The 14975-nt window shown below is 39.4% G+C and carries 14 protein-coding genes and 1 pseudogene; 1 reads left to right on the top strand and 14 read right to left on the bottom strand.

Going from position 1 to position 14975, the window contains the following annotated elements; all coding sequences use genetic code 11:
- Positions 1–366: 366 nt before the first annotated feature.
- The 4 genes from V7122_RS23605 to V7122_RS23590 form a co-directional block, all read right to left on the bottom strand.
- The gene (locus V7122_RS23605; RefSeq protein ID WP_335529595.1) at positions 367–777 is read right to left on the bottom strand and encodes a coiled-coil domain-containing protein; all 411 of its coding nucleotides are present in this window, start codon (positions 775–777) and stop codon (positions 367–369) included.
- Positions 778–852: 75 nt separating this feature from the next.
- Positions 853–1413, bottom strand: a complete 561-nt coding sequence (locus V7122_RS23600) for a class I SAM-dependent methyltransferase (protein WP_335529592.1) — start codon at positions 1411–1413, stop codon at positions 853–855.
- Positions 1414–1435: 22 nt separating this feature from the next.
- Positions 1436–2248: a CPBP family intramembrane glutamic endopeptidase gene (locus tag V7122_RS23595; RefSeq protein WP_335529589.1), complete on the bottom strand. Its 813-nt coding sequence runs from the start codon at positions 2246–2248 to the stop codon at positions 1436–1438.
- Positions 2249–2497: 249 nt separating this feature from the next.
- Complete coding sequence (locus V7122_RS23590; RefSeq protein WP_335529585.1) at positions 2498–3172, bottom strand: peptidylprolyl isomerase; 675 nt, start codon at positions 3170–3172, stop codon at positions 2498–2500.
- Between the two features lie 219 nt (positions 3173–3391).
- Here V7122_RS23590 and V7122_RS23585 point away from each other — a divergent pair, with 219 nt between their 5' ends.
- Complete coding sequence (locus tag V7122_RS23585; RefSeq protein WP_335529583.1) at positions 3392–4321, top strand: hypothetical protein; 930 nt, start codon at positions 3392–3394, stop codon at positions 4319–4321.
- Positions 4322–4459: 138 nt separating this feature from the next.
- Here the strand turns inward: V7122_RS23585 and V7122_RS23580 are convergent, their stop codons facing one another.
- The 10 genes and pseudogenes from V7122_RS23580 to V7122_RS23540 form a co-directional block, all read right to left on the bottom strand.
- Positions 4460–4600: a hypothetical protein gene (locus tag V7122_RS23580; RefSeq protein WP_335529580.1), complete on the bottom strand. Its 141-nt coding sequence runs from the start codon at positions 4598–4600 to the stop codon at positions 4460–4462.
- Positions 4601–4718: 118 nt separating this feature from the next.
- On the bottom strand, positions 4719–6197 hold the full coding sequence (locus V7122_RS23575) for a protein adenylyltransferase SelO (RefSeq protein ID WP_335529579.1): 1479 nt from the start codon (positions 6195–6197) through the stop codon (positions 4719–4721).
- A gap of 185 nt (positions 6198–6382) precedes the next feature.
- Complete coding sequence (locus V7122_RS23570) at positions 6383–6949, bottom strand: nitroreductase family protein (protein ID WP_335529577.1); 567 nt, start codon at positions 6947–6949, stop codon at positions 6383–6385.
- A gap of 287 nt (positions 6950–7236) precedes the next feature.
- Positions 7237–8298, bottom strand: a complete 1062-nt coding sequence (locus V7122_RS23565; protein ID WP_335353907.1) for an LLM class flavin-dependent oxidoreductase — start codon at positions 8296–8298, stop codon at positions 7237–7239.
- Positions 8299–8491: 193 nt separating this feature from the next.
- Positions 8492–8932: a hypothetical protein gene (locus V7122_RS23560; protein ID WP_335347153.1), complete on the bottom strand. Its 441-nt coding sequence runs from the start codon at positions 8930–8932 to the stop codon at positions 8492–8494.
- A gap of 96 nt (positions 8933–9028) precedes the next feature.
- Positions 9029–9193: pseudogene (locus tag V7122_RS25855) on the bottom strand (YkgJ family cysteine cluster protein); the annotation flags it as partial.
- 2 nt (positions 9194–9195) lie between these two features.
- Positions 9196–10230, bottom strand: coding sequence for a hypothetical protein (locus V7122_RS23555; protein WP_335347154.1), 1035 nt, complete (start codon positions 10228–10230; stop codon positions 9196–9198).
- Between the two features lie 30 nt (positions 10231–10260).
- Positions 10261–11805, bottom strand: coding sequence for a hypothetical protein (locus V7122_RS23550; RefSeq protein ID WP_335529572.1), 1545 nt, complete (start codon positions 11803–11805; stop codon positions 10261–10263).
- A gap of 466 nt (positions 11806–12271) precedes the next feature.
- Positions 12272–13141 carry a proline iminopeptidase-family hydrolase gene (locus V7122_RS23545; RefSeq protein WP_335529569.1) on the bottom strand — a complete coding sequence of 290 codons (870 nt, stop codon included), beginning with the start codon at positions 13139–13141 and terminating at the stop codon, positions 12272–12274.
- Between the two features lie 117 nt (positions 13142–13258).
- Entirely contained in the window at positions 13259–14797 is a 1539-nt protein-coding gene (locus V7122_RS23540; RefSeq protein ID WP_335529566.1) for an acyl-CoA carboxylase subunit beta, read from the bottom strand.
- Between the last annotated feature and the right edge of the window lie 178 nt (positions 14798–14975).

The following is a 14975-nucleotide window of genomic DNA, read 5'->3' as shown; positions in this document are numbered from 1 at the left end:
TCATTATACCATAATACTTTCTAGTGCAATGGTATTAAATGTGAGTATAAAGATGTTCCAATGAAATGGAATAGATCAAAGTATTAAAAGTTGACTGAGCAGTTGCATACAAATTTATTATTGACCTAATGCAGATAAGATAATTTTTTTTGGAGAGAAGTTTGAGGTAGAATATGCAATAGCTTAAGTCTGATAATTTTGGATACATCAAGGGAAAACTCATTTTTAATAAAGAGTTTCCCTACCTCCAAATAACATTTACTAAAAAGCGTTTCTTCAATAGTGCGAACTCTTAAAGTGAGGAGATTGAACAATTTTAGAAAAATAATAGCCTTAAATGAAGTAATTGGGGATTCTTGCTGCAGTTTAATGATTTTTTAACTTGTAAATTTGTCTGGAGTGCTCAGAAATCATTTGATCATAGTATTCCAGATCATGTTTTGTGGCCATTGAATTTTTGATTTCTTTTACTTCGTCAATAACCTTGTCTACTTTCTTTTCAAGAGCATCAATTCTTTCATTTGTTTCTGAAATTTTTACATTCGTGGCTGCTACTGTTTCACTTAATGAAATTACCTTTTGATCCAGGGTATTTACCTTCTGATCCAAGGCGTTTACTTTCTGGTCCAGGGTGTTTACTTTTTGATCCAGGGCGTTTACCTTTTGATCCAGAACGTTTACCTTCTGATCCAGGGCGTTTACTTTTTGATCTAAATTGGTTACCTTTTGATCCAAATTATCAAGTTTATTCAAAATCAATTGAAGTGTTTTTTCCATGTTTTTCACCTCCTTCTTTTATTCCTGCCCATTATAACAGAATCCTGTAGAGGTTTGTCGGTATATGGATAATAATTACCCTTTCCGACAAAAAATTGTTTGCCTCCCCTCTTGTTCATTTTCTTCAAAATAAAGAATGCCCCAATCTCTAAACTCTTTTATTAACTCGTTCGGCTGTAATTTATATTGGTCAGAGACTTGCCTTTTTTCGTTTTGCTGTGATTGGAAGTATGTTTCCATGAAGAAATACCCATCCTTTTTTATAAGGTTCTTTACAATCGGAAACAGTTTGCGATCCAGATAATATGTAATGACGATTAGATCAAATGGTTCCTTCAGCCAATTCTGATCAAGCGATTCTGTAAGATCTCCAATACGTGTTTCGATGTGAAGATGATCTTTTGCAGCTTGTTCATTAACAAAATGAATGGCAACATCTGAAATGTCAATAGCCTGAACTTGATAGTTCATTCTCGCAAGGAACAAACTGTTTCCCCCAAGACCACATGCAAGATCGAGAGCAGTGCCTCCAAGAAAATAGTCAGACAGCTTCTCTAACCTTGGATTCAAGGCAGATGTCCTTACATGTTTAATGCGCTCCTGATGTTTTATGTTCCATTTGTTTCTAATGTTCATTTGAAATTTCCTTTCGTTGATCTTAGGTAATTTCTCTAGCTTCTCGGTCGTCCCGTTCCACCCCAACAAATCTAAAATTCTCATTACTTTTATTTCGATAATATAAAAATACTGCCAAAAACATGATTGTCGGCGCTGCTAATACGATAAAATTATTTAGTATCGGGTTAATTTTTCCTTTGACAGTAAGAATTAGCCCACCTCCATACTCTCCAGAGAGCCCATAGATGATTCCATATGCCACATTTAGCCCAAAGTGAATTCCTGTATTAGCCCACACGGATCCAGTTTTAAGAAATGAGTAGGTTAATGAACAGCCTAAAATAATTGAAAAAATAAAATTGGTCGTGGTCAAGTCTCCATTCCAAAAATCATCCACTGCATAAATACAAATGCTTATTCCAGCTATCGCATATGCTGGTAATTTCCCTTTTATTAAATTTAAAACATATCCTCTTGTGATCAAATCGTTTATTAATGACCCACAAAAGAACCCTACTAATACCTGAACGATTATACTTATAGCTTCTATTCCAGATTTGATACCTATTATTTCAAATTTTCCAAGCAGCCAATATGAAATATACATAAGTGCCCAAAATCCAAATCCTATGACAAAACTAACAATAAAATGTCTCATCCAATGGCGTGTTTTGACTAAACCAATCCCTTTTAACCCTGGAAATCCATTTATTTTTGCAATAAATGAGGCAATCGGGAAAAAGAGTAAGAGACAAATAAATTGAATCACACTATTAGAAATAAAATGGGTTGTTCCATTAAAATAAATGATCAAAAATAAAAAACCACTTATACCTATAATAAACCTTTTCATAAATTCCCCTTACAATGGGACGTAGGGACACGAGATGACTATTTAATTCCCATTTCTCTAAATTATTTAATTATTTTTAAGTGTCTCAGTTTAAGATTAAATCAGCAAGTACAGCTATCAAGTAATATAGTGATATTGAACATCGTTAGTTTACATAATAATATTATGAGATAGAAAACACAGTTAATAATAATAGCCTGACCCCTGCCGCGTTATTTCATTAACGTACCATGAGTCAGGCGCTATATATTATTGAACTTTTTTTGGTTCTGGATAGTCAAAGCCTTTCGTATCCACTTTCACCGTTTTCATTTTCTGATCTTTTAATGGCTTGTCCATTTCATCTCGTTCAGCAGCCACGATTGAATCAACTGTTTCCAATCCTTTAATTACTTTGCCGAAAGCTGCATATTCACCATCGAGATGTGGAGCTTCTTCGTCCATGATAAAAAATTGCGATCCAGCTGAATTCGGATCGGGAGTCCGTGCCATTGAAATGACGCCACGCTCATGTGTGATGTTATTTTCAAATCCGTTTGAAGAAAATTCACCTTCAATGGAGTATCCGGGGCCACCAGAGCCATTCCCCTCAGGATCTCCCCCTTGAACCATAAAATCAGGGATAACCCGGTGGAAAATAATTCCATCATAAAAACCATCTTCAATTAAAGAAATAAAATTTGCAACCGTATTTGGTGCTGCAGTCGGATCCAATTCAATCTCGATCTCTTTTCCATCTTCCATTGTTATTGTTACAATCGGTTTTTCTTTAACAGATGAAGGGTAATCTGTTTTTTCAGCAGATTCCTTCGCTGTATTTTCCTTCGTCTTCCCATTTTCCGCTTGCGTTCCACAGCCAGTCAAAACGAAAGCTGAAACCACTATAGCGAAAATAAAATAAAATGCTTTATTACGTGAAAACATATCCTTTATATACCTCCTGCTGAAGAAATTGGCAAAACCATCACTGATTATTATAGCACTAAATGAAATTCTAAAAAGACCAATCTTGCAAAAACAAAGATTCTCCATACTAAGATAATTGTATCTTCTTTGTAACCTTAATTAATCTTTCCTTAACTACTTTCCAACCAAACCAATATACAATAAAGGTACATCATATTAGGAAAGTAGGAAAAGAACATGAAAAAGAAACTTGTAACAATTACTAGTGCTGTTGCCTTAATGGGGATGCTGACGAGCGCTACTTATGCGAATGAAACACCAAAAGAGGCGGCAAAAATTGAATTAGCCAGCAATAATAAAAAACAGCCAATATTGGAAAGTCAAAAACAAGATATAGAAATGCTCCAGCTTCAAATTTCTTTATTAGAAAATGCAGTTGCACCTGTATCAGCTTCAGACGCTGTTAACCAATGGAGCAAAGCAATTACTAACCGTAATGGTGCATATCAATACGCACTATTTACTTTAGACCTTAAGGAAAAAACGAAAACGTATTTTGATAACAATGGCTGGGTAACTGGTACATCAAGCCCTTGGATTAGCAGCTACAAAATCAAAAATGAAAAGAAAATAAATAAAAGTACTTATACTTATGCAGTAGAATTACAACTAGAAACCTCAACGGGACCTTTTGGGACAGAGACTGCAAATTTAACTGTGAGTCAGGCAGATGCTAACTGGTTCATCGATAAAGTGGATGTGAAGAAGACGGCAAGTATTTGGGAGCGAACACCTTATATTACTCAGAAGCTATTTACTTATCGAGCAACAGAATATGCTTTTTCAATTCCTGTAGAATGGGATACGAAATACCGCTCAGCCGAGAAGAATAGTCATTTAGTTTTCAGCTACGTGCCGAAAAATAAAGCAATCTCTGAAAGAACGCTATTTTCCATTGAGAAAATAAAGGAGCAAACATGGGAAGATGGCTATGAGGACAGCTTATATCAAAAGCTTGGTGTCAAAAATGGCTTTGTATATGCGATTTTGCCTGTAAGTGAAAATCAGTATGCAGATCGCCCAGACAGTATTGAATATAAGGAATTTGAGAAAATGAGCCTTGATTTTCAATTGCTGAAAAAAACCTTTATGTTTATTGAAAATTAACGGGCTTAAAATACGACTGTTACTAACTCGTACATGTAAAAAGTACAGTCCTGCTGGCTTCCCATCTTTTCACATTGGCAAAAATAATCACGGGCATCCAAAAACAATATGGTGCCCGTATTTTGCCTTATATCTTAATTATTGACCCTGTGCACCATTAGACGTTACGCGGCGAACATGATTGTCTTCAAATCCATTTTTTCGCTGAGCTTCTACTTTGTCCTCGAGTAATTGCTTTTGATCGACTTGAATTGAGGGTGTTTGCTTGTTTTTTGCCACCTAAAAAACCTCCCTTAAAAAAATTCAATTAACACCCTCTTATTTTGCTTGAATTTATTAAAATTAATCTCATTTGATTGATTTTACAATTTATTTATTACTTAATTTTCACGATGCATCAAGTTCCGCAATAGGTTCTGTACGGAAGCTTTGATGGATCAGGTATTGTGCAGTATACATTCTGTTCAGTTGTATAGGCGAATGGATTTGAAAGAGCTTGGAGCAATCGTTCCATCACATTGTAGTCCCCATTCTTAACTGCAGCCTCAAGTGCTTCCTCCACCCGGTGGTTTCGCGGGATGACAGCGGGATTACTGTTACGCATCAACTGTTGAGTGGCTTCCTTCGATGTTTGCTCCCTCGTCAATCTCGCCTCCCAGAGCTCATGCCACAGATTATATTCAGGTGTGCCAAAAAGCAGAGAATCCTCCATCTTGTCTAATGTTAAAGCACGAAAAGTATTTGTATAATCAGCCTTGACCTTCTGCATAATGCTCAAAAGGTTTTCTATTAATAAGGTATCTCCTGGTTCTTCATTCGTTAATCCAAGTTTTGCCCTCATGCCAGCAAGCCAATATGATTGATAGATTTCACTATATTTGGAAATCTCATCTTGCGCCAGCTTAAGAGCCTGTTCTTCATCCTCATGCAACAATGGTAAAATGGCTTCCGCAAAACGTGCAAGGTTCCAACCGCCAATAATTGGCTGATTGCGGTAGGCATAGCGTCCTTGTCTATCAATAGAACTAAACACTGTATCTGGATCGTACACATCCATAAAGGCACAAGGGCCGTAATCAATCGTTTCCCCACTGATGGTCATGTTATCAGTGTTCATCACCCCGTGTATAAAGCCAACTGATTGCCATTTAGCAATCAATGCGGCTTGACGCTTGATCAATTGCTGAAGAAGTGTAAGATATCGATTTTCATCCAGTTCAATTTCTGGATAATGACGATTTATCGTGTAGTCAGCAAGGATTCTTAATTCTTCTACTGGTCTCCAGTTTGCAGCGAATTGAAAGGTTCCAACGCGCAGATGACTTGCAGCGATACGGGTAAGAATAGCACCAGGAAGATCTGTTTCGCGAATCACCTTTTCCCCCGTTGTCACAACGGCTAGGCTTCTGGTTGTTGGAATCCTTAGTGCATGCATAGCTTCACTGATAATAAATTCACGAAGCATCGGCCCTAACGCTGCACGTCCATCTCCCCCGCGGGAATAGGGTGTTCTCCCCGAACCTTTAAGCTGTACGTCAAATCGCTCCCCATTAGGAGTCATTTGCTCACCAATCAGAATGGCACGTCCATCTCCTAACATTGTAAAATGGCCAAATTGATGACCTGCATAGGCTTGAGCAAGTGAATGCGCCTGTTCAGGAACGCGGTTGCCAGCAAACACTGCAACGCCTTCTTCACTTTGTAAAGAATTAGCATTTAACCCCAATGCCTCCGCCAATGCCTCATTAAAAATGACCATTTTTGGTGAGCGCACAGGTGTTGGTTTAAGGCTGGTGAAAAATGGTGGCGGTAATTGGGCATAACTATTGTTAAAATTCCAACCAGCAGCTGCAGCTTCATCTTCCTTATTTGTCATATGTACACCATCCCTCCTTTTCTAACCATTTTTTATTTGCACAAAAATGAACATCAAATACTAAAAATCCTGCCTATTTAATGTCTGCCACTCCAAGTTTATTATACCTTTTGTGCATGGACATTGAGTGGTTCACTATCCTATTTTTTCGATGAAGGATTGCCTTTAAGATATACAATGAGTCCCTACATCCACTTTGTTACTTCGGTAATACTTTTTCTTTTCCCTGTCAATTCTTTCATACTTGGATAGCCGATGTAAATAAAACCAAGCATCAAAGCATGTTCCCCAAGCCCAAAAAATTGCTTAATCTCAGACGAGTAGCAAACCTTTCCGGTTCTCCAGATCGCTCCTAAGCCAAGAGCGTGGGCTGCAAGAAGCATATTTTGAATCGCAGCATGGACCGCGGCATGTTCTTCGTTTACTAATACCTTCTCATTAATAGTTGGTTCCACTGCAACTGCAATAATAACTGGAGCCCTTAAAGCTTTTTGCGCAGTCTTTTCCAATTTCTCTTTGCCTTCATCACTTAGTGGATCATCTAGACTTTTCTTTGCAAATGATGCCATCGCCTTTCCAAGATTTTTTCTCGCGTCACCAGTTAAAACAAAAAATCGCCATGGCTCAGTACGATAATGGGACGGCGCCCATGTACCAGCTTCCAATATCTTTTCAATATGCTCCTTAGGCACAGGGTCTGGTTTAACAACCCCAATGCTTCTTCTTGTGGAAATTGCAGTAAAGATGTCCATATTTATGTACCCCCTTCAAAATTTGTTGCTATACTCCTTTATATGCGATACGTAGTGGCAGGTTCACATTCGACTATTATATAACTTCCATGTTTTCCCCCTATTCCATACTAATTCAGCAGGCATTAAGATATGCATCCTTCTCGCTCACAAGTTCGATTAATCATACTAAACAATCCGTTGTTGAAGGATAAATCTGGTACTGGCAGCTTCCAAACTATTTTAAAGCATAAAAATAGATCCCACTTAAAGTGAAATCTAAATTACCACATGATGAACAACTAATCTTATTTTCGACCTTCCATCTCCGCTTCCCATCTATCAACTTCTTCTTTCACCATTGGGGCGACTTCTTTTCCGAGAAGCTCAATTGCTTTCATAACCTCATCATGGGGCATCGTGCCAACTGGGACATGAAGCATGAAACGAGTGATGCCCACGTTTTTCCTTAGGTGTATGATTTTGTCAGCAACTGTTTGTGGGTCACCAACATACAGGGCACCTTCTAGTCTGCGTGCAGCATCGAAAGTGGACCGAGTATAAGGAGCCCATCCGCGCTCTCTTCCTAATTTATTCATCACTTGCTGAGTGGAAGGGAAAAATTTATCCGCTGCTTCTTCTGAAGTTTCAGCAATAAAACCATGAGAATGCGAAGCAACAGACAGCTTGGACAAATCATGTCCAGCATGAGTTGCTGCTTTTTTATAAAGCTGTACAAGCGGCTCAAATTGTAGCGGACTTCCGCCAATAATTGCGAGTACGAGGGGCAATCCAAGCAGACCAGCACGAACAACCGATTCGGAATTTCCACCGCTTCCAATCCATACTGGCAATGGGTCCTGGACCGGCCGAGGATACACGCCGCGATCATGAATAGCCGGCCGGTGACCGCCCTTCCATGTCACTTTTTCTGATGCAGTAATTTTCAGCAACAACTCTAATTTTTCTTCGAATAGCTCATCATAATCCTTTAAATCATAGCCAAACAATGGAAATGATTCAATAAATGATCCCCTGCCGGCCATTATTTCTGCACGGCCATTTGAAATGGCATCAACTGTTGCAAAATCTTGAAACACACGAACTGGATCGGCTGAAGAAAGCACTGTAACAGCACTCGTTAGACGAATTTTCTCCGTCCGGGAAGCGGCGGCAGCTAAGATAACTGCTGGAGAGGAAGCAGCAAAATCCTCGCGATGATGTTCACCCACTCCAAACACATCCAAACCTACCTGATCCGCCAATACAATTTCCTCAACTACTTCACGGATGCGTTGTGCATGACTGATTACCTCACCCGTTTTGACATCTGGTGTCGTCTCGACAAACGTACTTATTCCAATTTCCATTTAGAAATTCTCCTTTTTTCGATACTAAAGCACATATCTTTCTTCGAATATTGATTGAATTTAAATCGTTATTAATTGCTTAAATCAAATCAGAATATAAACATTCGTTATTGGTTTACATACTATTTATTGTATCAATGACCTGATTTTAAAAGCAATGAAATAGGACGGGGTACCCGTCCCTATGATCCATTTACCACACTAATTCTTCATCTTCTTGATAAAGGCTGATTGCATAGTCGATAAATTCAATTAATTTGGCTTTGTTAATCGCGTCAATGCTGATTCTGTATGTTTTATCGTATTTCATGTTTAGTTCCAAAGCTGTAATATCAACGCCTAGAAATCTGTCTTCATTCATATATGTATAATCGATATCCTCATATTTAGCAATGAATTTAGATGTACTGTTAGCGGCATCCTTAACACAAACAGAATCGATTGTTAACACTAAGCCGGCTTTTCCATTACTCGATAAACTTGTATCTGTAATATCAATCATATCTTCTTTTTTGTATTTTCCCTGACAAATAATATCACGTGCATTTTTAACGCGAGGAGCATAATCATCCCCAGGTGTGTACCCAAATATCTCCTCAAATTTATTAATCAATGCATCCTTTATATCGCTCACTCTCGTATTCTCCCTTTCCTTCAAAATCTCACATGATCGATAATTTATCCTGTAGTACTCGTCCATTGTGATTTTTGTTTTAAAAAATTCCTCATACGCATCATCTACCCGGCAAATAAGCGGGCGATTTTCATAAATGTTGCATAAATTCGTATCTATATTAAAGTGGATGCAAATTCCATCACCCCGGTCTAAATGCTGATAAATCTCAGATGAACCGACAGCTTTACAGCACAAACCGCATTGATCACAATGAAACATCTCTAAACTTGTGCTAGCATTTGCAAATATTTATTTCCATCCTCAAGAACTTTATTAGTAGCCTCATCTAATTGGCCTTCCTGCTTCAATAAAGGAGTATCTAGGATAAGTTTAATGGTCTGCGCTAACTGAACACATTTATAAATGTCCTGCTGTTCATTTATTGTGTAATCCTGCCAATCCAGACCCCGGCGCTGGATGATGTCTTTCATTCTCATTACTTGCTGAGAAAAATGGGTATCCAATTTTTGCAATAGCTCCGTTAATTGATTCGCACGCGTGAAAATTCCTTTTAATGCAATGCCGATATTTTTCGCCTGTTTCTTAAATACTTTAGCTTTATCAAAGTTTCCATAAGCATCATTTAATGCAGCTTTCGCTTGGCTTGCAAAAATAGTTCCCCCAATGGCGAGTGCAGGACCTGCTACTAAACCACCCAATACAACCATCCCGCCAGCCATGCCAAAACCGCCGGCTGTTAATGCTCCGCCGCCAAGCCATGCTAATGTTGCATTGGTTGCTGCAACGCCTGTCAAGGATGTTAAAGCCGTACCCGTTGTAGCGGTTACTAAAAGACCGCCAAGTCCCCCCATCACTACACTATATGTTCCATAGGCAAGTAGGGCTCCCGATCCAATTGCAGCAATCCCATTAATCGCTACCTGCTTTGCTTCAAAGGATGCTTCCTTTAATTGCTTAAAGCTTTCACTGGATGGATTGAAATTTTTCAGTTCATCGATCCCTTCACTATTTTTGAGATTAATATTTTTAATCTTTTCAAAGTGAATAACAAATTCATTAATGGATGTTGTCAGGATGCGAATTTTTTCCTGTCCTAAAATAGTAATGGCTTCATTTGTGTTCTCTTTTGCCATTTCAATAAATTTTTCAGCTTCCTTGGCCATCTCTTGTGAGGTAGCGTTGAGGGATTTGGCCTCACTCATATCACGTTTTGCATCTAACCCTTTTTTAACTCCTGTTGCCGCTGTCGCTGCTGCGATTCCTGCAATAATTGCTGGGACTAATGGTAATGGCATATTTAATTCCTCCAGTTGTAATATTTAGATTTAAAAATCTAAGACGGCTTCTTTATCCATCATAAATTGATTGAATTCATTGAAATCTTTAAATTGCAGTGCGCCTCCCATTTCAAGTGCTATTTGGTTAAGGCCTGCTGTAAATTGATTCAAATTGCTATCCTTCGCTGCAGAATCTATCATTAGTAGACTCTCTGAAAACACTTTGGATCTATTCGAATAAAATTCATTCACTAACGCTAATAATTCATTTCCTTGATGTTCCATCGCTTCTATTGCTGCTGTTGCAATGGATCGAATTTGATTCCTTCTCGATAGTGACACCTTCTCTTCATGTAAAACCTGCATACAAGCCTGATAAATGGTAGAGCTTGTCATATAGCCGACCATCCCGCCAATTATTGTGCCAACCCCAGGGAAAATGGCTGTTCCAACTGCGGCACCAAAGCTTGCTGCCATCATTCCTGTCCCTTTTTCCCCAAGTTCTTCTGCAAGTTGAAGGCTATTAGTCTCACCTTTCGCATAACGAATCAGTGATTTACTTACTTGAACGGCAGTCGTTGCAATCATCGCAGGCACATTCGATTTTGACAAATGGACATAGACACTCTTTTTACTCGCTGCCATAAATCCCCTAATAGCGGTATCACCTGCCCCAATGATATAAGCCGTTACAGCACCACTTGCCGTATCTTTAGCAACATCTTTGACCGCTTCTTTAGCACTTTTATCCCCACGAATAATACTTGCCACATTTTGGGCTGAAGAGATAGCAACTGAAATAACCGCAGCACTCTTCGCATTTTCCATCCCGGAACGATGTGCGGTTTTAGCTACATATTTGGCAGTGGCTAGCTTTGGATGTTCACGGATAAAAATGGCTTCTTCAGAGGTAATACCGCTATTTTCTAAATCTTTGGATACTTGCAAGTATTTTTGTGCCTTTTGATCAAGTAAATCCGCCTTTTCAACATGGCCTTGTTGTCTAAATTGATCTGCCTGATCAGTCAAACTTTTCGCTGTGTCCTCAGCATACTTTTTCGCGATATCATATTGTTCTTTTGGGACTAAAACTTTGTTTCCTCTATATCTTTCCCATTTGTCTCCAGTCATTTTTTTGACTAGAGCTTCTGAGCTTGCTTTTATCTCCTCAGGAGTACCAAATTTTCCGCAAAACTTCATTTGCGCACCCCAAGTCGGATTTCCATGATCATCAACTGATAAAATATCAAATACGGGATCATTTCCTCTGCCGATATCATTAGAGCGATGTACACGAGTTTGATTTCGATTAATAATATTTTCTGCATTTGTGTGATCAGTATAATGAATTTCAGCAGAAAAACCCGACTGCTGTTTAATATTTTGGTATTGAAAGTCAGGATGAACCTTGGAATCAGATACATGTTTAAGCCCTTTTTTTACGATATTTCCACTTTCATCTACAACGCCGTTATAGCCTTTCAAATATTCGGATGCTGCCCGGCCAAATCTTTCAACATTTTCGGTTGTTGTTGAGCCTATGACGGAATCGATAAAGCCACTATGATTTTTTTTATCCTCTTTATTATTCATAATAGTAATATCCTTTCACGGATCTTATTAGGAAAGGTTAATATGTATCCTTTTCTTAATAGGAGAAACTATGGAGCAATTCTTCCATTTTGTGTCCTTATAGTCTAAAAGTCTATATAAATATTACAACATTTAATAAATAAAGAAAAACTTTTTTCCTATTTTACCATAGAATCACAAAGAAACATTTGGAGGGGTTAGGTATATTTACCTTATGGTTTTTCTCTGGTCCCAAAAGGCAATTGAAAAATCGAGGGCATGTAAGAAGCCGTTCAGCGCATGACTCGCCAAAATGACAGTACTTCACATTGTTATATACAGAATCACTTAGATAAGAATGGTCCGCAATGAGTGGATAATCTTTAACAATTGATCTAGTAGTTCTAATTTACAATCGAAAAAGGACCGATCATGCTAGATTCATGTCCGGTCCAATGGTTGGGGTCTATTTCCCCATGTTCTGTTTTTACTCCACACTATTTAAGAATGATCGGATTACATTTAAATATTCTACTTCTTCTTCCAGATAAGGCATATGAGCACTGTTCTCAAACACATGTAATTTCGCATTTGGAGTTAGTTTGCTGAAATATTCCGTTGATTGTGGAGTCGCTTCATCATAGCGGCCACATGTATATAGTGCCGGAATATGTATTTCATTCAAACGGGCTGTACAGTCAAAATTTTTCAAATTGCCGGTAACATGGAGTTCTGATGGCCCCCACATGATATTGTACACTTCTGGATTTTTGTACTGTGCTCCCTGTTTTAAAAACTCAGGGAAAGGATCAAGACGGCAAACGAACCGCTTATTAAATTCTGCAGTGGCCTTATGGTATGCTTCTGAATCTGTTGTCCCATTTTCCTCGCATTCTCTTAATGTAGCTTGAATATCTTCCGGCAATAAGGAACGATTTCGTTCCTGATCCTCTGCCCAAAGAGGTGCGCTTAAACATGGACTTGAAAAAATAACACTTTTTACTCCCTCAGGCTTAGTTAATAAATAAGCAGCTCCTAAGGTCGTCCCCCAAGAATGTCCAAGAATATGGAGCTGTTCAAGTGAAAGTGCTTTTCTAATCTGCCCTAATTCTTCAACGAAGCGATCTATCGTCCATAATGATTCATCTTTAGGCCGGTCTGACTTCCCACAGCCTAACTGATCATAAAAAATGACCGTACGCTCATCCGCAAGCACTCTTAATCTCTGCAAGGAATAATGAGACGAGCCTGGACCTCCGTGTAAAATTATGACCGGCGTTTTGTTAGAGTTGCTATCATGCAGCTGATACCATACCTTTCCGCCTGTTACTTCAATAAATCCTTCTTGGATTGCCATATATTTATCCCCCTAAACTTTGGCGTTTTGAAGGGCCGATCTAGATTCATCCTGCCACCAGATCTGGGCCCTTCTCCTATTATAAATCGGGACATACATCTGTCCATCTGTTCCGCCTTATACAGGATAAACACCATGCTTGCGCTCAGTGAACACGAGATATTTTGACATATAAACATCAAGTCGGGCTGCAAGTTCATCGCGCAAACGGTTTGGCTCAACGATATCGTCAATAATCAATTCGGAAGCCAGTCTGTATATATCGATATCTTCACGGTATTCTTCACGCTTTTCAGCAATGAAGGCAGCTCTTTCCTCTTCTGGCAGCTCAGCGATTTTATTCGCATAAACGGCATTGACGGCCGCCTCAGGACCCATAACGGCAATCGAAGCTGTCGGTAGCGCAATGCAGCAATCCGGTTCAAAAGCAGGTCCGGCCATTGCATACAATCCAGCCCCATAGGCCTTACGGACAATAACAGTCATCTTCGGAACAGTCGCCTCGCTCATCGCGGAAATCATTTTCGCACCATGGCGGATGATTCCTGCTTTCTCCACATTTGTGCCAATCATAAACCCTGGCACATCAGCAAGGAAAAGGAGCGGAATATGATAAGCATCGCAAAGATTGATAAACTTTGCTGCTTTATCTGCACTGTCATGGAACAGGACTCCGCCTTTAACACGCGGCTGGTTGGCGATGATCCCAATTGGCTGGCCATTGATCCTCCCAAGGCATGTGATTAATTCAGCCGCAAACAGCTTTTTAATTTCACACATTGACCCCTCATCGATTAAGCGATCAATCAACTGGTACATATCAAACGGCGCATTTTGGTTTTTTGGAATCAGTTCCTCAATTGTTTTTTCGAATGCTGCCGGTGGTTTTGCTTCCGCTTTTGCAGGCTTTTCGGAAAAATTATTTGGAAAATAAGTTAAATATTTGCGGGCATAAGCGATAGCTTCTTCTTCAGTTTTCGCAAGCACATCGCCGCAGCCAGAAATAGAGCAATGCATTTTGGCCCCGCCCATTTGCTCAAGCGTTACTTTTTCCCCGATTACCATTTCTGCCATGCGTGGGGATCCAAGGTACATGGAAGCATTGCCTTCAACCATGACGACAATGTCGCAAAATGCCGGAATGTACGCACCTCCAGCCGCAGAAGGTCCAAACAATAGGCAGATTTGTGGCACTTTTCCTGAAAGCTTAACCTGATTGTAGAAAATTCGCCCCGCCCCTCTGCGGCCTGGAAACATTTCCAGCTGATCGGTAATACGGGCCCCGGCTGAATCTACTAAATATAGAAGCGGACAGCGAAGCTTTTCAGCTGTCTCCTGAATGCGAATAATTTTCTCTACGGTCCTTTTCCCCCAGGAACCGGCTTTGACGGTCGAGTCATTCGCCATTACACAAACGGTGCGCCCATTGATTTTGCCAATTCCAGTGACAACGCCGTCTGCCGGAAGATCGCCCGAAAGGATATTAGCAAACATCCCATCCTCTGACTGCAAACCGTTATCAAACAGCATATTCAGGCGCTCTCGGACAAAGAGTTTCCCTTTTTCCTGATTTTTTTCATGGTATTTTTCATGACCACCCTGCAGGACAGAATCTTTTTTTATTTGATATTCGGATTTTGCTTCAGTTTCGTTCATCTTGCACCCTCCTTAATTTCTACCTTATAAAACTGCATCATTAGATCCAGTTAAAGTATCAATGCATTCCCTGAACTTCGTGTTCTTCTTTCTTGGGTTATGATAGACGTTCATAAAACGCTTTATAGTTTGCGTTTTCATCTGTATCTTTGCGAAACAAGCGTTATGAACACTTCAT

Origin of the sequence: Bacillus sp. JJ1532, assembly GCF_036965085.1 — a bacterium.
Lineage (GTDB): Bacteria > Bacillota > Bacilli > Bacillales > Cytobacillaceae > Cytobacillus.
Note: the sequence above shows the minus strand (reverse complement) of the source record. Positions and strands in the feature narration are given on the sequence as shown.

Coding starts and splice junctions, on each gene's coding strand:
- V7122_RS23565 (WP_335353907.1), bottom strand. CDS start 8,298: ATGGAAATTGGAATAAGTACGTTTGTCGAGACGACACCAGATGTCAAA.
- V7122_RS23595 (WP_335529589.1), bottom strand. CDS start 2,248: ATGAAAAGGTTTATTATAGGTATAAGTGGTTTTTTATTTTTGATCATT.
- V7122_RS23540 (WP_335529566.1), bottom strand. CDS start 14,797: ATGAACGAAACTGAAGCAAAATCCGAATATCAAATAAAAAAAGATTCT.
- V7122_RS23605 (WP_335529595.1), bottom strand. CDS start 777: ATGGAAAAAACACTTCAATTGATTTTGAATAAACTTGATAATTTGGAT.
- V7122_RS23570 (WP_335529577.1), bottom strand. CDS start 6,949: ATGGACATCTTTACTGCAATTTCCACAAGAAGAAGCATTGGGGTTGTT.
- V7122_RS23555 (WP_335347154.1), bottom strand. CDS start 10,230: ATGCCATTACCATTAGTCCCAGCAATTATTGCAGGAATCGCAGCAGCG.
- V7122_RS23550 (WP_335529572.1), bottom strand. CDS start 11,805: ATGAATAATAAAGAGGATAAAAAAAATCATAGTGGCTTTATCGATTCC.
- V7122_RS23600 (WP_335529592.1), bottom strand. CDS start 1,413: ATGAACATTAGAAACAAATGGAACATAAAACATCAGGAGCGCATTAAA.
- V7122_RS23545 (WP_335529569.1), bottom strand. CDS start 13,141: ATGGCAATCCAAGAAGGATTTATTGAAGTAACAGGCGGAAAGGTATGG.
- V7122_RS23575 (WP_335529579.1), bottom strand. CDS start 6,197: ATGACAAATAAGGAAGATGAAGCTGCAGCTGCTGGTTGGAATTTTAAC.
- V7122_RS23590 (WP_335529585.1), bottom strand. CDS start 3,172: ATGTTTTCACGTAATAAAGCATTTTATTTTATTTTCGCTATAGTGGTT.
- V7122_RS23585 (WP_335529583.1), top strand. CDS start 3,392: ATGAAAAAGAAACTTGTAACAATTACTAGTGCTGTTGCCTTAATGGGG.